This is a genomic window from Acinetobacter sp. L-24 (assembly GCF_056857555.1).
Genome location: NZ_JBSXNI010000041.1, coordinates 38,030 through 62,153 on the forward strand (window position 1 = coordinate 38,030; position 24,124 = coordinate 62,153).

At 38.2% G+C, this 24,124-nt stretch carries 21 protein-coding genes; 14 read left to right on the forward strand and 7 right to left on the reverse strand.

The window, feature by feature from the left end:
* Positions 1-226 precede the first annotated feature (226 nt).
* Positions 227-721 carry a spectrin repeat-containing protein gene (locus AC13CK_RS08180; protein ID WP_005028665.1) on the forward strand — a complete coding sequence of 165 codons (495 nt, stop codon included), beginning with the start codon at positions 227-229 and terminating at the stop codon, positions 719-721.
* Between the two features lie 61 nt (positions 722-782).
* Here the strand turns inward: AC13CK_RS08180 and AC13CK_RS08185 are convergent, their stop codons facing one another.
* Positions 783-3,788 (reverse strand): DotA/TraY family protein, encoded by a 3,006-nt coding sequence (locus tag AC13CK_RS08185; RefSeq protein WP_005028667.1) that lies wholly within the window; start codon positions 3,786-3,788, stop codon positions 783-785.
* 266 nt (positions 3,789-4,054) lie between these two features.
* Here AC13CK_RS08185 and AC13CK_RS08190 point away from each other — a divergent pair, with 266 nt between their 5' ends.
* Both AC13CK_RS08190 and AC13CK_RS08195 read left to right on the forward strand, forming a co-directional pair.
* Positions 4,055-4,468: a hypothetical protein gene (locus AC13CK_RS08190; protein WP_005028668.1), complete on the forward strand. Its 414-nt coding sequence runs from the start codon at positions 4,055-4,057 to the stop codon at positions 4,466-4,468.
* A gap of 49 nt (positions 4,469-4,517) precedes the next feature.
* Positions 4,518-4,919, forward strand: coding sequence for a hypothetical protein (locus tag AC13CK_RS08195; protein WP_005028669.1), 402 nt, complete (start codon positions 4,518-4,520; stop codon positions 4,917-4,919).
* 121 nt (positions 4,920-5,040) lie between these two features.
* Here AC13CK_RS08195 and AC13CK_RS08200 read toward each other — a convergent pair whose 3' ends face one another.
* Complete coding sequence (locus tag AC13CK_RS08200; RefSeq protein ID WP_087528928.1) at positions 5,041-5,742, reverse strand: IS1 family transposase; 702 nt, start codon at positions 5,740-5,742, stop codon at positions 5,041-5,043.
* Positions 5,743-6,159: 417 nt separating this feature from the next.
* Between AC13CK_RS08200 and copM the strand changes: the two genes are divergently transcribed.
* The 4 genes from copM to AC13CK_RS08220 all read left to right on the forward strand — a co-directional run bounded on the left by copM (position 6,160) and on the right by AC13CK_RS08220 (position 8,580).
* Complete coding sequence (gene copM / locus AC13CK_RS08205) at positions 6,160-6,840, forward strand: CopM family metallochaperone (protein ID WP_087528922.1); 681 nt, start codon at positions 6,160-6,162, stop codon at positions 6,838-6,840.
* Between the two features lie 90 nt (positions 6,841-6,930).
* Positions 6,931-7,269 carry an ISC system 2Fe-2S type ferredoxin gene (gene fdx / locus AC13CK_RS08210; protein WP_087528921.1) on the forward strand — a complete coding sequence of 113 codons (339 nt, stop codon included), beginning with the start codon at positions 6,931-6,933 and terminating at the stop codon, positions 7,267-7,269.
* 79 nt (positions 7,270-7,348) lie between these two features.
* A complete protein-coding gene (locus AC13CK_RS08215; protein WP_087528920.1) occupies positions 7,349-7,537 on the forward strand; it encodes a heavy-metal-associated domain-containing protein in 189 nt (62 codons plus the stop codon).
* A gap of 632 nt (positions 7,538-8,169) precedes the next feature.
* Positions 8,170-8,580, forward strand: a complete 411-nt coding sequence (locus AC13CK_RS08220; RefSeq protein WP_087527712.1) for a hypothetical protein — start codon at positions 8,170-8,172, stop codon at positions 8,578-8,580.
* A gap of 159 nt (positions 8,581-8,739) precedes the next feature.
* Here AC13CK_RS08220 and cueR read toward each other — a convergent pair whose 3' ends face one another.
* Positions 8,740-9,198, reverse strand: coding sequence for a Cu(I)-responsive transcriptional regulator (gene cueR, locus AC13CK_RS08225; RefSeq protein WP_087527711.1), 459 nt, complete (start codon positions 9,196-9,198; stop codon positions 8,740-8,742).
* 10 nt (positions 9,199-9,208) lie between these two features.
* The gene (locus tag AC13CK_RS08230; RefSeq protein ID WP_348923407.1) at positions 9,209-11,695 is read right to left on the reverse strand and encodes a heavy metal translocating P-type ATPase; all 2,487 of its coding nucleotides are present in this window, start codon (positions 11,693-11,695) and stop codon (positions 9,209-9,211) included.
* A gap of 121 nt (positions 11,696-11,816) precedes the next feature.
* On the opposite strand from AC13CK_RS08230, the gene AC13CK_RS08235 reads away from it, so the two are divergent.
* The gene (locus AC13CK_RS08235) at positions 11,817-12,128 is read left to right on the forward strand and encodes an ArsR/SmtB family transcription factor (RefSeq protein ID WP_336943650.1); all 312 of its coding nucleotides are present in this window, start codon (positions 11,817-11,819) and stop codon (positions 12,126-12,128) included.
* Positions 12,129-12,151: 23 nt separating this feature from the next.
* On the opposite strand, the gene AC13CK_RS08240 is transcribed toward AC13CK_RS08235, so the two are convergent.
* From AC13CK_RS08240 to AC13CK_RS08250, 3 genes are read right to left on the reverse strand one after another with little or no spacing between them, the layout of a single operon-like run.
* Positions 12,152-12,964 carry an AraC family transcriptional regulator gene (locus AC13CK_RS08240; RefSeq protein WP_482831074.1) on the reverse strand — a complete coding sequence of 271 codons (813 nt, stop codon included), beginning with the start codon at positions 12,962-12,964 and terminating at the stop codon, positions 12,152-12,154.
* A complete protein-coding gene (locus AC13CK_RS08245; RefSeq protein ID WP_482831075.1) occupies positions 12,961-14,691 on the reverse strand; it encodes an FUSC family protein in 1,731 nt (576 codons plus the stop codon). Before AC13CK_RS08245 ends, AC13CK_RS08240 begins: the two co-directional genes overlap by 4 nt.
* A 9-nt stretch (positions 14,692-14,700) precedes the next feature.
* A complete protein-coding gene (locus tag AC13CK_RS08250) occupies positions 14,701-15,561 on the reverse strand; it encodes an efflux RND transporter periplasmic adaptor subunit (protein ID WP_482831076.1) in 861 nt (286 codons plus the stop codon).
* A gap of 638 nt (positions 15,562-16,199) precedes the next feature.
* On the opposite strand from AC13CK_RS08250, the gene AC13CK_RS08255 reads away from it, so the two are divergent.
* The 6 genes from AC13CK_RS08255 (at position 16,200) to AC13CK_RS08280 (ending at position 24,097) form a co-directional block, all read left to right on the forward strand.
* Positions 16,200-17,348 carry an efflux RND transporter periplasmic adaptor subunit gene (locus tag AC13CK_RS08255; RefSeq protein WP_482831077.1) on the forward strand — a complete coding sequence of 383 codons (1,149 nt, stop codon included), beginning with the start codon at positions 16,200-16,202 and terminating at the stop codon, positions 17,346-17,348.
* Positions 17,349-17,351: 3 nt separating this feature from the next.
* Entirely contained in the window at positions 17,352-20,516 is a 3,165-nt protein-coding gene (locus tag AC13CK_RS08260) for an efflux RND transporter permease subunit (RefSeq protein WP_279733561.1), read from the forward strand.
* On the forward strand, positions 20,513-21,994 hold the full coding sequence (locus tag AC13CK_RS08265; RefSeq protein ID WP_178927750.1) for an efflux transporter outer membrane subunit: 1,482 nt from the start codon (positions 20,513-20,515) through the stop codon (positions 21,992-21,994). Before AC13CK_RS08260 ends, AC13CK_RS08265 begins: the two co-directional genes overlap by 4 nt.
* Before the next feature lie 76 nt (positions 21,995-22,070).
* On the forward strand, positions 22,071-22,454 hold the full coding sequence (locus tag AC13CK_RS08270) for a hypothetical protein (protein ID WP_131229828.1): 384 nt from the start codon (positions 22,071-22,073) through the stop codon (positions 22,452-22,454).
* 10 nt (positions 22,455-22,464) lie between these two features.
* Complete coding sequence (locus tag AC13CK_RS08275; protein ID WP_227555122.1) at positions 22,465-23,004, forward strand: nuclear transport factor 2 family protein; 540 nt, start codon at positions 22,465-22,467, stop codon at positions 23,002-23,004.
* Between the two features lie 16 nt (positions 23,005-23,020).
* Positions 23,021-24,097 (forward strand): cation diffusion facilitator family transporter, encoded by a 1,077-nt coding sequence (locus AC13CK_RS08280; protein WP_131229832.1) that lies wholly within the window; start codon positions 23,021-23,023, stop codon positions 24,095-24,097.
* Positions 24,098-24,124: the final 27 nt, after the last annotated feature.

The window sequence follows — 24,124 nt, forward strand, 5'->3', positions numbered from 1 at the left end:
TAAAGGAAGTTCTTAAAATAAATTAACTTCTTATTAAATGTCCCTAATAGCTAAGTGGACGGATTAAGTATATACGATTAAATACTTATTTTATACTTTAAAAAAAGTTTTTAGGTTTTGTTTTAAGATAGTATATACATATAGCGTTAATCTTGTTGATAGGTTTAAGAATAAGGTTACATGGTTTTAATATTTCAATTTAATAAAAGTAGTGAGGTATCTAAATATGTTAAATCACGCACACGTTTTAAGCGCTACTTTCGACCAAGCGATTGACCGTGCTTCAATGGGATTAGACTTTTTAATCCAAAACAAAGTACACATGAAGAATGAAAATGCCTTGTTAGCTCACATTGAAATGCTAGAAAACAGAATCAAAGGTATTACAAATCAGTACAACGAATTGGTTACTGAAGCGAACGCACACATTGATGACGTTACAAGCAAGCACAATGAGCTGGCGAACAAGTACAACAATGTTTGCGCCCAAATGAAAGCAAAAGACATCGAGCTTAATAACAAGCAAATTGAGTTAGAAGAAGAGCGTATCAACAACTTTGACTTACTTGTGCAAAACCGTTCATATAACAATTTGAACCGTGCTTACAGTCATGCAGTTGGTCAGCTAGAGAAAGATCAACAGCAACTTGTTAATATCGGCGTTCGTAGATTTATTTTTAACTCTACAAACAAAAACAACATTCAGAAAATCAACTTTTAATTATGAATATTTTGATAAAAAAAATGGTGCTTATAAAGCACCATTTTTTATTGTCTAGATTTTAAGGTTTACCTTTAAACTTAGACAGAGTTGAACTTAAACCTGAACGCACACGATTAGTCATAGTGCTACGGCCAGAAATATTAGATTTCTTGGTTGCACTAGAACTAGCACCAAAACGTGCATTAGGAGTCGAACCAGTACCATACGTATAGCCAGTACCACTTGCAACATTCACACTACCGAAAGTAGAACCAGTCTTAGATGCTGATGCTTTAGCTACACCACGATTAAACGTAGAAGCTGTTTTTCCGTAAGCATTTGCACCATATAGACCACCACCAGTAGTAGGCGTATTATTTGTACCACTTACACTTGTAGCACCCATACCGAATGTAGATTGACCTTGGCTTGGGGTAGGTGATGTTGGTTTAGCACCAAGACCAGTTCTACCACCCGTACCACCAGTGACACCACTTGGAGTAATACCACCTGTACCACCAGTTGCAGCGCCAAAAGAAGCGGATCTAGCTGGCATGTTTACAGGGCTATATGCAGTCGTACTACCAGTACCGCCTAATGTATTACCACCTGTACCACCATTGCCACCACCACCACCTTTCGGATTATTTGGACCACCCTTACCACCATCAGGACGTCTACCAGGCGGTAAAGGACGGCGAGATGCTGGAGATGGACCAGACAACGTACTTGCAGCGCCACCAAACTTTTGAATAGCTTCTTTTGAGTTTGTTTCACCCCACTGACCGCCATTCAATCCAGAACCAATCCATTGTTGTACTTGGTCAGCAACACTAAATACCAACCCGTAAATCAGGTAGATCGCTGAAGTCATCAAGAATAGATATAAGAAGAACTTCCAGATAAACGTAATCAGCTCAGTAAAGATAACTGTAAACGTATTAGATGAATAAGCGATGCTCATTGCACCTTGGTAGCTAAAGAACATATCAGTAAGCGTAACAAGAGCTGGCCCGATAATAATTTCAGCCATCCAGAAACCAACAATGATAAATATTGGTCGCATGAACAACGTTAATACCGTGACATAACCTTGTGTTTGGCTACCGACAAAAGTACGCTCAGGGATCATGTGCATTAGCGCCCATAAAGGCAAACCACACACAGCGTATAGGATATGGATGATCCAACCTACACAAGCTAGACCAAAGAAGATCATTGGCATATATGGAATAACAACCGCCATCCACACACCAAGAATCGTCAAATACGTTACTAGCTGACCAAGGATAGGAGCAAAGATATTTTCAACGGCATATTCTAAAGCGTTGGTGCCTTCTTCAGTTACGCCCTTAAGCCCTGGTACCCATTGAACAAGAGCAGAACCAGAACGAGCAGTAAGCACGACTAATTTCATGCCGACAACAGTACCTTGAGCCACAGCTTTATAGACTAAGATTGCTTCACCAGTATCTTGAATATTACGGATAACATTCGTATTGCGGTGCAATGTAGTAGGGCTGATATTTGAGCTTGACGAATTATTATTTAATAATTCCGCATCGCCTTTTTCACCGACCAATACACCCATTACCAATGATTTAGTAATGTTTGTTGCCCAAGCAGAACCATATGCCGAAAACTTTTGATCGATGTTGGATACTTTGTTTGAGTCACCACCATCGGTAGACATTGATATTAAGTTGGTAGAGTCGGCAATATCGCCGTTTGCCACCCAATTATTGTTGGATGTAATGCTACCAACAGCATTATCCATTGCAACATAAACGGTGTTATAAATTGCTTCACCTTTTGAGTTGCTCATGATTGCTGAATTCAGTGTAGGAGGGCTGAACGTCCACAAAGGTTCAGTAATATACTTCTCAACAATAGCGCGATATTGACCTACTTTAATACGAGCTTCAGGCGTCATCATCCAACCGCGCTGATTTAGCGTATTAACAACAGTTTGAACCGCAGTATAGCCATTTTCAGAAGTCAGAACATTATTCGTTACGGTATGACTCTTATTCACATAATTATCAACTAGCGCATTGAAAGCATCCATAGCAGCTTTACTAATCGGGAATGTTCCTTCCTGTTCAGTGGCATTAGGGCTTACTTGATATGCGATATACCACTTTTCTAAATCGATAAAGAATTGACGATATAGATTGTTCTTTTCTTGTTGTAACTTAGCTTGAACATTTGCCAAAGCAACGTTGATCTTGTTTTGATCTGATTGGCGAAGTTTATAAACAGGAATGTCCATTAACTCAGCATTAACCGCAGCTGGATTAACAACGTTCATTGAAGCACCGCCACAGATCGGCTCTTTTTTGCCCCCAACTTCTAAACGGCTGTCAGCGTAAGCGAAGTTATAAGTAACAGATGTCCAGTTACTTGCAGTTTTAGCGGTTTTATCAATGTAGTTTTGCTTTTTCTCTACTGCAGTCATGCTAACACCAGGATTAGCATTCGCCCCATAAGCACCATCACTAAAATAGCGCCCGAATGCTGGCGGTAGAGTATAAAACTCTTGGTTTAGAACGTTAATACAATGCAACTGGCGAAGCATAACAGGCGCATTTTTCCTAAATCCAAAGATGTCACGCTGATGATCGTGCGTATCTGACAAACTAGCCGAAGCCATTAAGGATTCGCCTAACGTTCTATTATTAATTGTATTGGATACATTATTTGACCATAGCACCATACCTAGCACGACTACTTGAATGAAACAGTAGCCGGACGCCGTAGGTAAAAGTAAAATAATCGAATATAATATTCGGGAAAACATCGTAGTGACTTTTGAATCTTTCCCGAAAGCTTCACCGTCCTGGGCGCTTTTCAAAAGTGCTGTTAAACCAATACCGATCGCAAAAACCAAAACCAACGACATTGCCACACTAGCTACACCGCCTAATAATATATTAGTGAGTAAACCTGATGATGGTACTGTCGAGGCTGGTCCAGACGCATTGATAAACGCATTGATGAAGTCGTGTCCAAAGATAGATGAGAGAAGAGTAACGGCTTGGTCGCCATCACAATTCGGATTTGTCGATTGACAAAATAAACTCATAGCTAACTCACCGTTTTTCTTAATGCTTCTTATACATCGCTTACTTAAGACGACTAAAAGCAAAGTGTTATAAATTACAAGTTAGACGTTTAACTAAAAGGCTTAATACCTTTTAACCAAAGAATCATTAAAACCATTTTATTACAAATAACAATGGTTTTTAAATTAGCAATAATGTACCACAAAACTGTTATTGGTATATACAGAAAGTTTAAACATGACTTGCTAATTGTTTTAATGATTTAGTTTAAATACAAGAGACTATTATGGATAAAGCAAAGTTTACATCTCACTTAATTTTACTGTCGGAAATTAAGAAATCTGTATCTAAAGATATGGGGAAAGATATAACTGTTTTAGAGTTATCCTACATACTCAACCAAAGCATAAATCCTTTAATGGCAATAACTTATAAAGAAAAACTAGATAAAATAAATACTTTTGAATTAGATCCTATTGAAGTTCTCAAAAAACGGAAGAACCTAAAAATATTAAAAGTATTAAACCTCATGCTTACGTTAAATCTAGACAAAACCATTAAAAAAGACGATATAGAAAGTTACAACGAGTATAAAGACAAGTTTTTAGAGAACATCGCAACAATAGGTTTAGACAGATTAGAGCAAGAAGCGTTAAAGGTACAAATTGAAAATTTATTGAAGTATAATTGGGTATCTTAATACATCTCTTAATTTTAAGATTCTGACTTTAATAAAGGGTTTAAGCCAAATGGAAAACATACAGAACGAAGAAGATATACTTCAAGACGCGACCAGAGCCGTTTTTAATTGTGGCACTAGTTTTAGTGAAGCTAAAGTAGTTTCCCTTACTGACGAGTTTAACCCACAACCTACACTACAAACACAACGAACCAACCTAAAATATATCTACGACAATAAACTACCGAATGAAATTGGACGTCAATTAGCGCAAGAACCAGAATACCAAGAAGAAACACGTTCATTACTTGTTGGTCACTTTAAAGAAATGGCTCTAGAAGATTTAATTGAGCAGCAAGATTACCAAAACCGCTACAAACAAACAGATCCAGAATTGGACCAAGACAATGAATCTGAAAACAATATGGATAATGAATACACATCACGCCCACCAGAGCCTAGACCTTGGTAAGCCTAACCATTAAAAAGAAAATGCCCGAATGATGGGCATTTTTTATATCTACGTAGTAAGCATCCGGCTAACACAGCCTTACCAAGCGATCCTAGGTGGTGTTTCAAAAAGTATGCTGGCGTTAAACAAATCCGTTATTAAGGTAAAAGAAAGTCAAATCAAAGGCTTTAAAATGATTTTCGAGCTTTTTAGAAAAGTTGCAACTTCTCCTAAATCCACGCCTGATTCGATGACGAATTCTACAATTGTTACCTTCAATACCGACGGTAAAAAACTTACCGATCACTTGCTTGCAACATTGAAATGCTGTGATAAAACTATCCCAGTCATCACTCGCAATTCGAGCATATTGAACCCCAAGCTTTTTAAGTCTAGCTTTAAGACGTTGAACCGTTGCTAAATCCCGCTTACCCCAAACATAAGCAACAATTTCTCCAGATTCTCGATGGTAGGCATAAATAAGCCATTGTTTATTTTTCTTATTCCCTACAAAAGTCCAAAGTTCATCGACTTCAAGACATTCGTAGTGGCTTTGTTTAGGCTGAATCTGATAGATCGATTCACTTAAGGTTCGTAATACCTTGCCAATGCTGATACGCTCGACTTCAGCAATATCTCTTACACCGCTTCCTCTGACCATTAAATGTAATATCTTGCCGGTAATACCTGAGTTACACCCTTGATAGCTTAATGCATGATCACCAATAAATTGACGTTTGCAATCTTTGCACTGATGGTTTTGTTTCCCATCTACTTTGATGCCATTTCTCTTTATATTGTTACTTAGACAGGTAGGACATTTGATTTGTAGCGTTATTTTCATACCTCTATTTTATCAAAAGCCATATTGTTTTTTTCAGCATACTTTTTGAAACACCACCAATTTTTTAAGTATAAAGTTTGAGAATGTTTGTAGTCTTTTGTAGTGCATCCAATAGTAAAATAAATAATTGTGAAACCATGAAGAAACATATCAAATTGATTTTTATATAAAAATATTATTTTTGATTGGAGGTGATTTATTTAATTCTATTGATTATTGTGACGTACTACTGAGTCAATTGTTGTTAAGTATTTGTTTTTAAGTATTTTAATTTTTTATTTGATTAGGTGTTGACCTTACCATAATTGGAAAGAATAGAGTTACTACATCAAGGGTAATGATGTACCAGATAGGAAAGAATAACTTCCGAGCTTATTACCCATTATTTTTTCATAATTGTAGTAAGAGGATAGCTCCATGAAACGCTTTGTTCCAATGTTAATGGTCGGTGCGATTGTATTTAGTGCGGGGTGTTCCTCTTCTGACGCTCCAAAGGATAATTCAATGAGTGAGAATAAACATGAAAGCCATTCAATGCACCATGATATGAATGGTTCAGCTAAAACAGATAATCCATCTACAAATGCCTATATGGAAGTAAATACTCGTATGCACAGCGGAATGGGTATTGATTTCACGGGAAATGCAGATACTGACTTTATGTTGGGTATGATTCCTCACCATCAGGGTGCGGTTGATATGGCAAAAGTAGTTCTTCAATATGGCTCTGATCCAAAAGTGCGTCAGCTTGCTGAAGATGTTATCTCTGCCCAGGAATCAGAAATCAAGATGATGAATGAATGGTTGGCAAAAAACAAAAATCATTCTGACAGCAAAAATGAAGATAGCCCATCAACTCAAGCATACATTAAGGTCAATGATGAAATGCATGCAGATATGATGGTTCCATTTACAGGAAATGCTGATGTTGATTTCATGAGAGGCATGATTCCTCATCATCAAGGTGCAATTGATATGGCTAAAGTAGTTCTTCAATACGGTTCTGATCCAGAAGTGCGTCAGCTTGCTGAAGATGTTACCTCTGCCCAGGAATCAGAAATCAAGATGATGAATGAATGGTTAAGTAAACATAAGTAGATACTTCTCTATTCGATGTTCTTTTAAATGAGGGGCTTTTAAAAGCCCCTTGTTTTATCTATAAATTTAATGAATTGAGGATTATGTTATATGCCAAAAATTATAGTTCTTCCGCATGAAAAGATTTGTCCACAGGGTGCGGAACTTGAAATTGAAAGTGGAAGTAATTTATGTCGAAGTTTATTGGATCATGGCATTCCCATCGAACATGCCTGCGATTTATCAGGTGCATGTACAACATGCCATATTGTCCTGAAAAAAGGGTTCGACAGTTTAGAAGAAATGGATGATGTAGAGGCGGACTTACTGGACCGTGCTTGGGGGCTCACGGCCGAATCAAGACTATCTTGCCAAGTTAAAGTCCAAGATGAAAACTTGGAGGTAGAAATACCTAAGTACACTATCAATTATGTCTCTGAGGGACATTGATACTTTAATATTAATGCTTGACCTTACAATAATGATAAGGTTTATATTAAATATATTCTGAATAATAGTGGAGTTAAATATGGAATTTCATGTTGAAGGTATGACCTGTGGTGGTTGTGCACGAGGTGTCACCAGAGCAATTCAAGCGGTTGATGCTAATGCAAAGGTAATTACTGATCCGCCAAGTCGCAGTGTGAAAGTTGAAACAACTGCAACACAGCAACAAGTGGTTGAGGCTTTAACAGAGGCTGGTTTTCCTCCTCGCTAAGAGTGAACAAAATAATAAAGCGACTCAAAGGAGTCGCTTTATTACTAAAGTAAAAGAAATCTACTTGTAGTTAATTTGCAATAGTGCTCTACTCTTGTAATGGATTTTATCTAATATTAATTTTATATTGTGGCTGTCCCATATTTTTCCGTGTATACAATAGCAACTGTTTCAAATATGACTAATAATTATAGAATCGCTAACAAAAAAACAAGCTTTATTAATTTATCCAATTTAGTAAAACTAAGTTAAAATAGATATTTTTTAAGGGGTTTTTGATGAGTATTATATAATATGAACAACGCATAGTTGCGTTTATTGACATATTAGGTTTCAAAGCAATAATTGATGAAACTGAACTACCAAATAATCAAGATAAAATTAATAATATCAAGGAGGCTTTTGATTTAATTGGTGATTTACTGAAACAACACTATCATCCTGATCAAATCCAACAAGTCAAATACTCTACTTTTTCAGATTGTATTGTCTTTTCATTTCCAGTACGTCAAACCAATAATTTGTTTTTTTCTTTGATACCACTTATTTGGTTGCAAGCTATACTAGTATGGCAACACAATATATTATTACGAGGTGCACTGACCATAGGCGAAATTTATCATGATGAGAACATGGTTTTTGGTCCTGCAATGGTAGAAGCCTACGAGCTTGAAAGTAAGGTTGCTGAATTTCCTCGTATTATTTTACATGATAAAATTGAGGCTGATTATGAACAATGGTTAGCTGAAGTAAGAGCAACTGATGATCAGGAAAGAATCTACGATCTAGAAAATGAAAAAAACTATACATTTAAACCCAAGGGTTTACTCACTAAAGATAATGATGGACATTATTATGTAGACTATTTAGAAAAATTTGCAGGTGAAATGGACAATCCTGAAAACTATGTTAACTTTATTGCTCATATTGAGAGCTTTATTGAGCCTTATTTAAAACCAGATACTGCTCCAAGTATTCTAAAAAAATATATATGGTTATATGAAAAAATCCAAAAAATTAAAACTCAGATGTCAAGTAGTTAAATCAATACAGATATATAAAAGTTATTTAAAATTCTCAAGAAACTTAATGTCTCAAGTAAAAATATATCAATATATTTTTATATAGTAAATTCTAGAACCCTAACATGTTCTAAACATTAATAAAAAACAAGGGTAAATTAGTTTACCCTTGTTTTTTTACTATTTCCTTCGGTTTAAAGGCGAAACAGAAAGCAGATCGTTATGATGGTGAACATCTTTTATTTCGTTACTAGGTTCTTGCAATCCCTCAAGGATCGGACAATCAGGTCTATTGTCACCAGCACAACAGTCGATTAAGTCCTTGAGGATATTTTCCATTTGCTGTAGGTCATGGATACGTTCTTCCAGCTTCTCAATGTGATCCTGAGCCAGACGTTTGACATCAGCACTTTGTCTACTGCGATCATTCCATAAATCAAGTAGGTCTGATATTTCCGCTACTGAAAAACCAAGTTCACGACTTCGCTTGATAAACTTTAAACGTTCAACATCATTTGCTGAGTAAGAGCGATATCCTGCATTATTACGTCCCGCAGCGGGAATCAGACCAATCTGCTCGTAATAACGAATCATCTTTGCGGTAACCCCTGAAGCTTTAGAGACTTTACCAATGTTCATCATATCCTCCTTAGCCCTGACTGACGGATGGTGGCTGGAATCGACGTAAACGTAATGCATTGCCGAGCACAAATACACTGGACAAAGCCATTGCACCTGCTGCAAAGATTGGGGACATCAGTATTCCATAGGCTGGGTACAATATACCAGCAGCAACAGGAATCAACATAGTATTATAGGCAAATGCCCAGAATAAGTTCTGGTGAATATTACCAATCGTTGCTTTGGACAAGGCAATCGCATTGGCAACACCTTGTAAGTTTCCTGACATTAATACGACATCGGCAGATTCAATTGCAACATCTGTACCTGTACCAATCGCAAGTCCGACATCAGCTTCAGCCAAAGCGGGTGCATCGTTAATCCCATCACCCACAAAAGCGATATTGCCGTATTTTGCTTTTAGCTCTTTAACCGCACTGACTTTACCCTCTGGTAGAACTTCAGCAATCACTTCATCAATACCCAATTGTTTGGCAATTGCCCGAGCAGTACGAGCATTGTCACCCGTCACCATTGCTACCTTAAGACCTAATTGGTGTAGAGCCTTAATCGCTGCTGGCGTTGTGGTTTTGATTGGGTCAGCAACTGCAATAATTCCTGCTAGTTCACCATCGACAGCAACATAAAGTGGTGATTTACCCTCATCACCCAGACGCTGAGCTGTGGCAGCAAATGGGGCAACATCAATACCAAGTTGAACCATATAACGGTCTGCACCAATATTGATTTCTTCATTACCATTGATGGTTGCACAGACACCCATGCCTGTGACTGAATCAAACGTATCAACTTTAGGTAAAGTCAGGTTTTCACTTTTTGCCGCATCAACAATTGCTTTAGCAATCGGATGTTCAGAACGGGATTCAACAGCCGCAACCATGCCTAGGACATAATCACGCTCAAAGAATTGGGTCACTTCAAAGTCAGTCAGTACGGGATGACCCTCTGTTAATGTCCCTGTTTTATCGACTGCAACAACTTTGGCATCCTTTAACAGTTGTAAGGCTTCGCCTTTGCGGAACAGTACTCCCAACTCTGCACCACGACCTGTACCGACCATAATTGAGGTTGGTGTCGCCAATCCCATTGCACAAGGACAGGCAATGATCAACACTGCCACTGCATTAACCAATGCAAAAGTTAAGGCTGGTGATGGACCAAAAATCAGCCAGACCAGAAATGTAAGCACCGCAGCAATCATCACCGCAGGTACAAACCATAAGGTCACTTTATCCACCACAGCCTGAATCGGCATTTTAGAACCTTGTGCCTGCTCAACCAAACGAATGATTTGAGCCAGCATAGTTTCGCCACCCACCGCCACAGCGGTAAAAGTCAGCGTGCCATTCTGGTTAATGGTACCGCCCACCACATCACTGCCAATGCCTTTTTCCACAGGGATTGGTTCACCCGTAATCATGGATTCATCAACAAAGCTTTTTCCATCAGTGACTTGACCATCGACAGGGATTCTTTCGCCTGGTTTCACAATGATAATGTCACCTGCAACCACTTGGTCTATTGCAATATCCACCATTTGACCATTGCGTAAAACATGGGCAGTTTTGGCCTGTAAGCTGACTAAACGCTGGATTGCTTCAGATGTTCGCCCTTTGGCTTTTGCTTCAAGGAAACGACCTAGTAAGATTAATGCCACAATCACCGCAGCCGCTTCGTAATACACATTCACCGTTCCTGATGGGAGGATATTTGGTACGAATGTGGCAACAATAGAAAACAAATATGCTGCTGATGTTCCCACAGCGACTAAAGAATTCATATCAGGGGCTAGACGGAATAATGCAGGAAAACCTTTCTGATAGAATCTTCGTCCTGGAATAACCAAAACCAGCGTGGTCAGGATGAATTGTAAATACCAGCTATTCTGCATCCCAATAGTTTGATCAATCAGTTGATGTACACCAGGGACAAGGTGAGATCCCATTTCCAGAATAAACACAGGTAAAGCCAACAGAGTGGCGAGAATCAAATCACGTTTAAGTTCAGCACGTTCCTGATCTTTTTTCTCAAGCTGCTCTGTCTGGTCAGGAATAGAAGCCAGAATTTCTTTGGCATCGTAACCAGCTTTATCAATTGAGGCAATCAAGGCATCGACATTTGCTGTACCACTGATTGTTGCACGCTCAGTCGCAAGATTGACATTGGCCTCCTTTACACCTGCAACGGCTTTGAGGGCTTTTTCGACACGACCTACACAACTGGCACAGGTCATGCCTTTAATTGATAATTCAATATTATTTGCAGGCACATCATAGCCTGACTGTTCAATGGCATGAACCAGTACCTGACGATCCACAGGCTGATCAAGTACAATATCTGCACGTTCTGTCGCCAGATTGACCGAGGCTGACTGTACACCATTAACTTTTTTGAGAGCAGTTTCAACACGTCCAACACAACTGGCACATGTCATACCTTCAATTTTTAATGTAACTTTCATATTATTAGAAAGCTTATTTGTTGCTGTTCCCATAAGATATACCTATAGAGCTTATCCAGTTGCTAAGAGCATAAACCTTGCCATTATGGAAAGGTCAAGGGTAGAATATGTAAACATCTATATTTTCGCTAATGACTGGAATTTAAGTATAAATATGAGTTTTAAAGATCACCCTACAGAATTATCTCAAGAGGAGATTATGTCTTTAGCTGAAACATTTCGGCTATTGGGTGATGCTTCACGACTTAAAATTCTACTTTTTTGTATGCGTGGACCTAGTTCAGTAGGTGAAATCAGTGATGCCCTTGATTTATCCCAGTCCTTGGTCAGTCACAATCTACGTTTATTGCGTTCAGCCCGTTTAGTCAAAGGAGAGCGTCAAGCTAAACAAGTATTTTATGAGATAGATGATATGCATGTTAGTCAGGTCATACTAGATATGGTAAGTCATATTAATGAAAATTAACTCAATATATTTTGAAAATATAACTACTTTTTAAATTGCTTCCTGTAATTTTCAGGCGTCATATTGGTAAATTTTTTAAACATTATGATAAAGGATGATGGATTGCTATAACCTAATTTATTTGAAATTTCATGAATTGTTAGAGATGTTTTTAAAAATTCTGTAGATTTTATAAATCTAAATCTAGAGCGCCACTCTAAAAAAGTCATCCCAATGACTTTTTGAAACCGTCTCGCTAACGTTTTTTCACTTACATATAAGGCTTCAGCCCAAGACTTTAAAGAATCATTGTTTTCAGGGTAGAGATGAAAATAATCTAAAATAGGTTTTAAATTTTTATCATTAGTAAAAGGTAAGAAACTTGGTTTGTCTACGGCATCCTCAAATTGTTCTAATAGTACAGTAGCAAGATTTTTATCCTTAATTGTCTTTATGTGATTGATATTTCTAAATAAAAAATCATTAACTATTGCGCGGCTAATTTGAGATACTTCAATGATTCTAGGGCGATTGGGTAACTTCTCAGCTAATGCCATCGGTATAGAAAGAGAGTAATAATCTACATTTTCATTATTGTAGCTTGAATGGTAAATACCTGCTGGTATCCAGACTGCATAGTCAGCAGGTGAAATAATTTTCTCTTGATTATTAATGTTAATTTCAATAGAACCACTATCAATAATATTCAACTGCCCCCAGTCGTGTTGATGTAAAACAATTTCAGTGTTCCCCATCATTTTTTTATTAACAAACATAATTTCTGTTTTTGAAACATTTTCAATTTTAATTAAATCAATATTATGTTTGTAGTTGTAAAAGTTGCTTTCTAAACTCATGGCTTAATCTCTTCAAAAAAATGTGTAAACAATTCAGGAATAGCCTCTTTCTCATTTGTGCCAGCATTGAACATTTTAAATTGATCATACAATTCCTGATTATAAGTTATACTTCTTTCAATTGCCCAGAAACTGAAAACTTTTTGAACTAGAATGAGAAGTTCTTTATCGGATTGATGATAAGAGAGTAATTCGGAAAGGATCATCATGAAAGAACAAAAATTTAGGACTGAGTTTGCTACCATCTGATTACTCTGATTGTGGATAATTAATTGAATTAATTCATCATCTTGAGTAATTTTTTTGTTTTTAAAGTCTTTTTGATATTTAAGTTTTTTCGATATTTTCTTAATGTATTGCGAAAGTGAATAAGAAATCGGTTTTGGACTAGGTTCTGGAAAAACAAAAATTAGGACAAATGTTGTAATCAACATTGCAAATATGACACCCAAAGTATTATCAATAAAATGTAAATAATCTGGAGAAAAATGGTTGCTTGGAGAGTAACAGAAATAAAAGGTTGTTAAGAAAGTAATTCCTCTTAATGAGGTTTTTGGTTCAATGAGAATATAGGCTCCATAAATAAGTATAGGTATTTGTACCATGATATAAAAAATAAAGTTTGCATCAAAAAATGGTTGTGTAAATATGAAATGTAGATAGATATAAGAGACTATTGCACCAATGATAGTTCCTAGTGTAATTTCTTTACTATGCAATAATGGATTTGGGAATGCTGAAAGTAGCATGATATAAATCATTGCAAAGAAGAACATCACAGAGCTTCCTTGCCAACCAGTAAAATACCATATAGCTAAAATAATAAAAGCCCCAATCATGGTCCGAATAGCCCTGATAATAGGGCGTTTAATTGAACTACTATAATACAATGTTTTTTTCGCATTATCTAAAAATAATTTTTTTCTAGAATTTAATTTTGATTGAAGAAGTAGGTTTTCAAGTGTGAAGTATATTCCCCCTTTATTGATCTTGAATAATCTATATATGTTTGAATGTATGGCATATAATATAATATTGTTATTTGTTCTATCAAAGATTGATGATTGTGTAAAACTCATGTTGTACTCATACTTAATTAATGTGTTTTGAGATACAAGTTTTATGGTCTTTTGAATAAGGGTTTCTATTTGAGAAGTCGTTATTTCTTTTTCCATTTTAATTTTAATTTTAATCCTAATTATGTCTTTATATATGGACTTTAAACTTCCTAGGGTACTATTTTTATGAAGATATTTAGGGAATAATATAAGAGAAATAATTACAGTAATAACAACACCAAATGTTATGCCAAAGCTTCTATATAAAAGATTATGATAGACCTCGATATTACTTGTATGTAAATATATAGGAGCTGTAATAAAAGCACATGTATACCCCCCCAACAAGAAAATACTGGTGTTTTCAGGTTTGATAAGCCCTGCAATAATATTGCAAAAAAACAACCAAATTAAAGTAGAGAGGATATAAATATATGTATTATCTATGAAAAGATAGCTAATTAAAAAACTATAGGCAATCCCCATAAATGTTGCTAATAAACGTGTTTTTGCTTTTAGAAATAAATTTCCAACATAAGGTTGATAAACAATGACCACACTCATGATAGCTCCAATAGCATTCATTTCTATATCGGAATAGAAGTAAAAGAACTGGATGGCGATCAAAGATAAAATGACATGACTCATTCTATTTATTTTGTCTTTCATTATCAGGTCCTATTCCGCAGTTACTATATCTACTGTGGCAGACATACCCGCAATCAATTGATCATAGCCTTGCTGATTAGGATTTATCTGGATACGAACAGGAATACGAACAGGTAATCTGATCCATTCAAACGTTGGATCTACATTATGAATTTCCCCCTCTTTGGAACTGTCACTTAAGTCTTGTATACCCATTGAAAAACTTTCTACTTTTCCATCTAAAGTTTTACCATTCAGCAAGTTAATTTTGGTTAATTGTCCAATTGTAATTTTATTAAGCTTATTTTCTTGGAAGTAAGCATAAACATAAAAACTATTTTTTTGTACGAGTGATACAAGAGATGTTCCTTTTTCAATATAATTACCTTGCTGGGTTTGTAGATTGGTGATGTAACCATCAGTAGGCGATATGATTTTAGTGCGAGCTAAATCAATATTTACTTTTTTAATTTCCTGTTGTGCCACTGCATATTCAGCCTTTGCTTTTTGGTAGTCGAGTTGAGCATTATCAATTTCCTCTTTGCTTAAGCCAAAGCCTGCAAGCTGCTCACGTCTTCTTACCATATTCTGGAGTCGTTTCATTTCTATAGATAAAACATTTGCCTTGTCTTTCGCATTTTGTAAGGCAATTTCATAATCTGTTCGATCAATTTCAAAGAGCAGATCACCTTTATGAACAAATTGATTATCATGTATATAGCTATGCGTGATATTGCCATCAATTTGACTCGCCACAACAATAATATTTGCACGTATCCGTGAGTCTCTTGTCCAGTTTCCAGGTATCCCTTTGTCATAAATATAATAAGTTAGGCCAAAAACAATTAGAAAAACTAAGATTGTGATGCCAATCTTCTTGAAGTTATTCATTTTTAAATTCCTGCTAGAATATAAATACAGTCAAATACAAATACATAGGTAAGCAATCCGAAAAGCTGAAAATGCCATATAGTGGTTTGTAAATTCAGCATTTTTATAGAAGAAAGAATTACGCGGTAAATAACATATGCACAGACGGCAACAGGTACGATGCTTGGCAAATTGATACCTTGAAAGACAAGCTCTTTCATTTTTTCTAACCAATATAGAATGAAAATCATTAAATTATTTTAAGGTGTATAAAAAACATAAAATCTACAAAAACAGACTTATTATCAATAAATTTAGTCACCACATCAGTTGATGAATTAATTAATGGACATATGAATATATGTTCATATATCATTGTGGTCTGTGATTAGATTGATATGCTCATCATCTCATTAATGCTTTAAAAGAAGTAATGAGGGGCGATAGGTAAACTATTTTGAATTATCCATTTAATTTATATATGAATATTTATTTATATGTTCATGTGTTTGAGGTATGCAAAACAACCTATTGACCTTCCAATTATTGGAAACTCTAGCATACAGGCAACTGCTGCAGAAACCTTATTGAGAGCGTGTTGTAGCATTGAATGAAAGGTAAGCACCATGAAAAAACAAATTACAGTAATTGCTGTCGCAGTGGGGGTGGCTATATCTGGTGGTTTGCTCTACACAGCAACGAATAAACCAGATGCACCCAATCCACAAGCTGCCGCAGCTCAAATGCCAGTCCCTCAAGTTCCTGTTGCGGAAGTAATTACACGGGAACTTAACCCAACCGCAGAATATACTGGCTACTTATCAGCACCACAAAGCGTTGAAATCAAGTCCCGTGTTGGTGGTGTCATTAATAGTGTTAGTGTTCCCGAGGGTAGTTATGTTCGTAAGGGACAAGTATTATTTAAAATTGATCCTGAACCTTTTCAGGTTGCTCTGAATACAGCCCAGGCACGAATGAAAGCAGCAGAGGTTCAGTACAGCCAAGCTGTTCTGGATTATAATCGAGCAAATAAACTGGTCGAAAGTGGTGCCGTCTCCAATAAGGTTTATGACGATGCACTGGCAACCAAAAATAACCGCCAGGCTCAGGTACAGGAAGCTCAGGCAGCCGTCAGTGCAGCGAAGCTGGATTTATCTTATACCAATATTACAGCACCGATTTCAGGACGTATTGACCGTGTTCTTGTCACCAGTGGCAACTTGATTGCTGGTGGAAATACAGGCAATGCTACAGCCTTAACCACCATCGTTTCCGTCAATCCACTGTATGTTTATTTTGACCTTGATGAAAAAACCTTTCTCAATCTAAAGGAACAAAATAAATCTGGGCAATTCAATTTGCCAATCGAAATGGGATTGGCAAATACAGAAACTTACCCTTATACCGGGAAATTAAACTTTGTAAGTAATCAAATTGACCAGCGTACAGGCACGCTACGGGTTAGGGCATCTATTGCTAATGATTCAGGAGAATTAGCACCAGGTATGTTTGCCAGAGTTAAGCTGACCACTGGAAATAAACGGTCCACCATTCTAATAGATGATCAGGCGGTGGGTACAGATCAGGGCAATAATTTTGTTCTGGTTCTTGGTTCGAAAAATACGGTTGAATTTAGACCTGTAACACTTGGCTCAGTCGTTGATGGATTGCGGATTATTAGCAGTGGTCTGCAAACTGGCGATAAAGTCATTATTAAAGGACTGGTTCGCCCAGGAATACAGGTCAAGCCAAATATCGTTCCAATGCAAACGTCTGCTCCGACTGATAGTGCCGCAAAGGGGAAATAAACTATGAAGAATTTCCCTCATTTCTTTGTTAATCGGCCAATATTTGCGGTCGTGATCTCTGTGCTGATCGTCATTCTCGGTGCTTTATCACTGTTTAAGCTGCCATTGAGTGAATATCCAGCCATTACACCACCGACTGTACAGGTTATGGCAAGTTATCCTGGTGCCAACCCTAAAATCATTGCCGAGACGGTTTCCTCCCCTCTGGAACAAGCCGTGAACGGTGTTGAGAACATGTTGTATATGAGTTCTCAAACCGCAGCCGATGGCAAGATGGTACTGACCGTCACCTTTAAACAGGGTACAGACCCTGATAAAGCACAGATACAGGTACAAAACAGGGTTTCTCGTGCATTGCCACGCTTACCTGAAGAAGTTCAACGCATTGGTGTGGTCACTGAAAAAACCTCACCTGATATTCTCATGGTCATCAATTTGGTGTCATCCAACAAGAATCATGACCCACTATATTTATCCAACTATGCACTGTTAAATGTGCGTGATGAGCTTGCACGTTTACCAGGTGTTGGAAATATCGAGATCGGTGGTGCTGGTGAATATTCGATGCGTGTCTGGATTGATCCTGAAAAAGTGGCTGCCCGTGGTTTAACAGCCAATGATGTGGTTACAGCCATTCGTGAACAAAACATGCAGGTTGCTGCGGGTTCTGTTGGTCAACAACCAAATACAACATCGGCCTATCAAGTTACTGTTAATACGCTGGGACGTTTAACCACTGAAGAGCAATTCAGTGAAATCGTGGTTAAAGCTGGTGACACTGGACAAATCACACGCCTGAAAGATGTTGCACGAATTGAACTGGGTTCTGATGCCTATACCATGCGAGCTTTACTGGATGGTAAGCCAACATCTGCCTTGCAAATCTTTATGACGCCAGGTGCCAATGCACTCGATGTTTCAAGTGAAGTCCGTGAAACGATGGCAGAATTGAAGAAAAGCTTCCCTGACGGTGTGGATTATAAAATTCCTTATGATCCAAATATTTTCGTAAAAGCTGCTTTGAAATCAGTCATTACCACTCTGTTAGAAGCCATTGCACTGGTTGTGCTTGTTGTCATCTTGTTCCTGCAAACATGGCGTGCATCCATTATTCCTTTAATTGCCGTTCCCGTTTCACTGATTGGTACGTTTGCAATTATGTATTATTTTGGCTTCTCTCTGAATACATTGACTTTATTTGGACTGGTATTGTCGATTGGTATTGTGGTCGATGATGCAATTGTGGTGGTGGAGAACGTAGAACGGCATATTGCATTAGGCGAATCACCAAAAGAAGCTGCCCGTAAGGCAATGTCTGAGGTGACAGGCCCAATTATTGCGATTACTGCGGTTTTATCTGCTGTATTTATTCCGTCGGCATTTCTTACAGGATTGCAGGGTGAGTTTTATCGCCAATTTGCCTTGACCATTGCGATTTCAACCATCTTATCTGCAATCAACTCTTTAACACTTTCACCAGCTTTAGCAGGTATCTTACTTAAACCACATCAAGCTGGAAATAAAAAACGTGATTTAACCGAACGCTTATTTGGTTGGTTCTTTAGAGGATTCAATCGGTTTTTTGATAAGGCATCGGACAAATATGTAGGTGCAGTCCGCAAGGGGGTACGTTTAAGTGCCATCATGCTAATTTTGTATGTAGGTTTTCTTGGCTTAACTTGGTTAGGTTTTAACAAAGTGCCACAAGGCTTTGTTCCTGCACAGGACAAGTATTATTTAGTTGGTATCGCCCAGTTACCTACAGGTGCATCTTTAGACCGCACAGAAGCTGTAGTTAAACAGATGACGGAAATTGCACTGAATGAACCTGGTGTGGAAAGCGTCATGGCATTCCCTGGCTTTACACCAAGTGGTCCAGTCAATGTACCAAACTCTGCCTTGATGTTTGCCATGCTTGATCCATTTGAGGCTCGTCAGGACCCCTCATTATCAGCAGGAGCAATTGCTGGAAAATTAATGGGTAAATTCAGTCAGATTCCTGACGGATTTGCGGGCATCTTTCCACCACCACCAGTACCTGGCTTAGGTTCTATGGGCGGATTCAAACTACAAATTGAAGATCGGGCTGGTTTAGGCTTTGAAACACTGGCACGTGTGCAGGGCGAGATTATGGCGAAAGCCTCCCAGACTCCTGAACTTGTCGGTATGCTTGCGAGTTTCCAGGCAAATGCTCCACAGATTGAAGTTGATATTGACCGTGTAAAAGCGAAGTCACAAGGTGTACCACTGACTGATATTTTTGAAACACTACAAATTAACTTGGGGTCAATCTATATCAATGACTTTAATCGGTTTGGTCGTACTTATCGTGTAATTGCTCAGGCAGATTCCCCATTCCGTATGCAACCAGAGAACATTAATCTGTTAAAGGTGAGAAATGCAGCGGGAGACATGATTCCGCTTTCGACCTTTGTCACGATTAAGCGTAGTTCTGGTCCTGATCGTGTTATGCACTATAACAGCTTCCCATCAGCCGATATTAGTGGTAACGCTGCACCAGGTTATTCATCTGGTCAGGCAACTGCCGCAATTGAAAAAATTGTGCAGGAAACATTGCCACAAGGCATGACCTATGAATGGACCGATCTGGTCTATCAGGAGAAAAATACAGGCAATACTGCGGTCATGGTTTTTGGTTTGGCAATTGTTTTGGCGTTCCTTTTCCTCGCAGCTCAATACAACAGTTGGTCAATGCCTTTTGCAGTATTACTTATTGCACCAATGGCCTTGTTATCTGCGATTGTAGGTGTTTGGGTAACTGGTAGTGATAATAACATCTTTACCCAGATTGGCTTCGTTGTTCTGGTGGGACTTGCTGCAAAAAATGCCATCTTAATTGTGGAGTTTGCCCGAGCTAAAGAGGATGAGGGTTTGAATCCTTTTGATGCGGTACTGGAAGCAGCCCGATTAAGATTACGCCCAATTCTGATGACCTCAATTGCATTTATTGCTGGTGTGATACCACTGGTATTAGCCACAGGTGCTGGTGCAGAAATGCGTCATGCCATGGGTATCGCTGTTTTCTCTGGAATGCTGGGCGTGACAATCTTTGGTTTGCTGTTTACACCAATTTTCTATGTCGTCATTCGTAATTTTATTCTGCGTAGAGATCAGGCCAAAGCAATCGTACAGGAGGGTTCAAAATGAAAAATTTAACACTTCATTTAAACCGATACACCTTCCTCAAGAAAGTGAGTGTACTAACCATTGCCACTATTCTTGCAGGATGTTCAATGGCACCAATATATGAGCGACCTGTCTCTCCTATGTCGGAACACTATCCAACAGGAGAGGCTTATCCAGGGCTGCAAGTGAACAATGGAAAGCAAACAGTCGCAGCCGATATTGGCTGGCATGATTTTTATACCGATCCTGTCTTGCTCCAACTCATCGATCATGCATTAAAAAACAATCATGATTTTAAGGTGACAGCTTTAAATGTTGAGGCGATAGAAGCACAGTATCGTATTCGTCGTGCTGACCGTTTACCACATGTGGGTGTTACCGCAGAGTCAGCCAGTCAGCGTTTACCGTCTGATCTTGCTTATAACCCCCGCATGTATCAGGTTGGTGTTACTTCGGTCGCATGGGAAGTCGATTTATGGGGCCGAGTACGCAGCCTGAGTGATCAGGCTTTACAGAACTATTTGGCTTCTAAAGAGGTCCAGACAGCATCACAGTTAAGTCTGGTATCCGCAGTTGCTAATGCTTATCTGGTCTATAAGTCCGATCAGGAAACGTTAGGTTTAACCAAGGCAACTTTGGCGACACAGCAGAAATCTTATGACTTGACAAAGAAACTTGTTGATGTTGGTAACGCAACCCGATTTGACTTACGCCAAGCTGAAATAGGATTGCGCACAGCACAAAACAATTATGCAAAATTCTTGCGTATTACTGCACAGGATCGTAATGCTCTGGTGTTACTTCTGGGCTCACCATTAACACAGGAACTGGCGGTCCAATTGGACCAGTCCCCCAAAATTCCTGATCAGGTTGTCATGCAGGATATACCAGTTGGTTTGCCATCGGATCTACTTCAACGTCGTCCAGACATTCGTGCCGCAGAACATAAGCTTCAGGCTGCTAATGCAAACATTGGAGCGGCCCGTGCAGCATTTTTTCCGTCTATTACCCTAACGGGTTCGGCAGGTACGGCAAGTTCCAGTTTGGATAATCTCTTTAATGCAGGTACAGGTGCATGGAGTTTTATGCCCAAAATTAACTTGCCCATATTTAGTGCAGGTTTAAATCAGGCAAATCTGGATCGCTCACACATCATGAAGCAGATTGAAGTCATCAACTATGACAAATCTATACAAACAGCTTTTCGTGAAGTTGCTGATGGGCTGGCTGGCAAATCCACGCTAGATGAACAGATCAAATCGCAGCAGCAAATGATTGCGGCCAGCCAGGATGCCCATAAGTTGGCAACCTTACGTTTTGATGCTGGTGAAGATAATTATCTCGCAGTCCTCGACTCACAACGAACTCTGTATGCATCTCAGCAGGCACTTATACAGACCCGCCTAGAACGCCTGAATAATCAGGTCAACCTCTACAAGGCATTAGGTGGAGGCTGGAATGAACATACCGTACAAATTGAACGTAAATCTTTGAAATAGCACATTGATGGAGTTCTTCTCTTGATGGAAAGAGATGAACTCCTAAAAAGATGAAACAGAATATGAGGTCATATAAATGAAATTTATTATCCACGATATAGAAAATTTCCCATTTGTTGAGTTTAAGCAAGATCAGGCAGTTCCAGGCTATTCACCTCAATGGCAGTTGGAAATGCAGGAGTTCCTGGAAATGAGCAGTCCGTTTGTGATTGTTTATGATCAATTATCAATGCAAGAAACACCTGAAGACTTTAAACAACGTGGTCTTTGGCTTAAAAACCATAAAGATGAACTTAATAAATTGTGTAAGGCAATTATCTGCATTGAACCTGATCAGGAAAAAAGAGTTGCCATCAGAAAGATGACGGAAATGGCTGTAAAGGCATTTGGCATTCCTTATGAAATCGTCAATACCAGGGAAGATGCCGAACGGATTGCTGATGAACTTACTCAAGTCTAAGGTGAATGTGATGAACATTATTTATATCAATCAATTGAAGCAAAATGTTGATGGTCAAGAGGAAAAATCAAAGCCTTTTTTCATGACATTCTTACTCATTCTTATGACGTTAGGATTAGCTTCAATTTCGCATGCAAAAGCACCGATCAATACAGCTTTGGAAACCGTGGAGAGCTATTTTAATATCTGGAATGGTACGCAGCCAGATGACCTGACTAAGGTTCTTGACCAGAATGTTGAGTATTTCAATACAAGTAATGAAGAAACCCGTAAAGGTACAGCATCTGTAATTGAGGTACCTAAGTTTTTATTAACAGTCATTCCTGATCGAAAGATGACGCTTACATCCCCACCACTCATTGTTGGTGATAAGGTTGCTGTTGAATGGCAGCTTCAGGGAACCCTCAATAAAAAAGACCAATCTGGTAAAAAAGATGCAAAAGTAATCACTTTTAAAGGTGCTTCATTTTTTGAGGTTAAAAATAATAAGATTACATACATCGGTGATTACTACAACAATCATCCATTGCGTAGTCAGTTAGAGCCATAATCAGGAGTGCTATAAAATGTCTTCGCACAACCATACACAAGATCACAAGCATAAACACTCTGAACATGATCATAACCATGATTATTCTGGGCATAAGCATAGTCATGGTAATGGCCATAAACACAACCATGATCACTCAGGACACCATCATGATCACGACCATGATCATGACCACAGCCATATCCCGAGTAATAAAAAAATTCTGACCATAAGTTTTTTACTGATTACCATTTTTATGGCAGTGGAATTTATAGGTGGTTTTATTACCAATAGTTTGGCCTTGATTTCGGATGCCGGCCACATGCTGAGTGACTCTGTTGCACTTGGTATTGCACTTGCAGCAGTCTTTATCGGTCAAAAACAGATTACCAAAAATAAAACATACGGCTATCAACGCTTTGAAATACTGGCTGCTGCATTGAATGGTATTACACTGGTTGGTATCGCACTGTACATCTTTATTGAGGCAATTCTACGGTTCCAGCAGCCACAACATATTGAAGTACAAGGGATGTTGATCGTTGCCAGTATTGGATTACTGATTAATATCATTGTTGCAGTAATGATTTTTAAAGGTAGTGACACCGAACATGACTTGAACATGAGAGGTGCTTACCTACATGTACTCAGTGATTTGTTAGGTTCTATTGGCGCAATTGCTGCTGCGCTATGTATCTACTTCTTTGGATGGGCCTGGGCAGATACTTTAGCCAGTGTTCTAGTTGCAATACTTGTTCTTCGCAGTGGATATTCAGTTGTAGTAAAGGCTTCGCATGTTTTAATGCAGGGTACACCAGAAAAATTTGACTTGGCAGAAATCAAAGAAACCATTCTTCAAGACCAGCGAATTCAGGGAGTACATGATTTACATATATGGAGTCTGACAAGTAAACGTTATATTTTATCCTGCCATATTGTTGTAAGTGAAGAAATGAGTATGCAGGAAGTGCAGATACTCTTACATGATCTGGAGAATGTCATACAAAATCTAGGTATTGAGCATGTCACTATTCAGGCTGAAACATCACTCAACAATCACGATGATATTCATCATTGCATTATTGAAAATATACCAAAGGATTCAGAACACTGAGTTTAAAAAGGTTAAATATTCCTAATA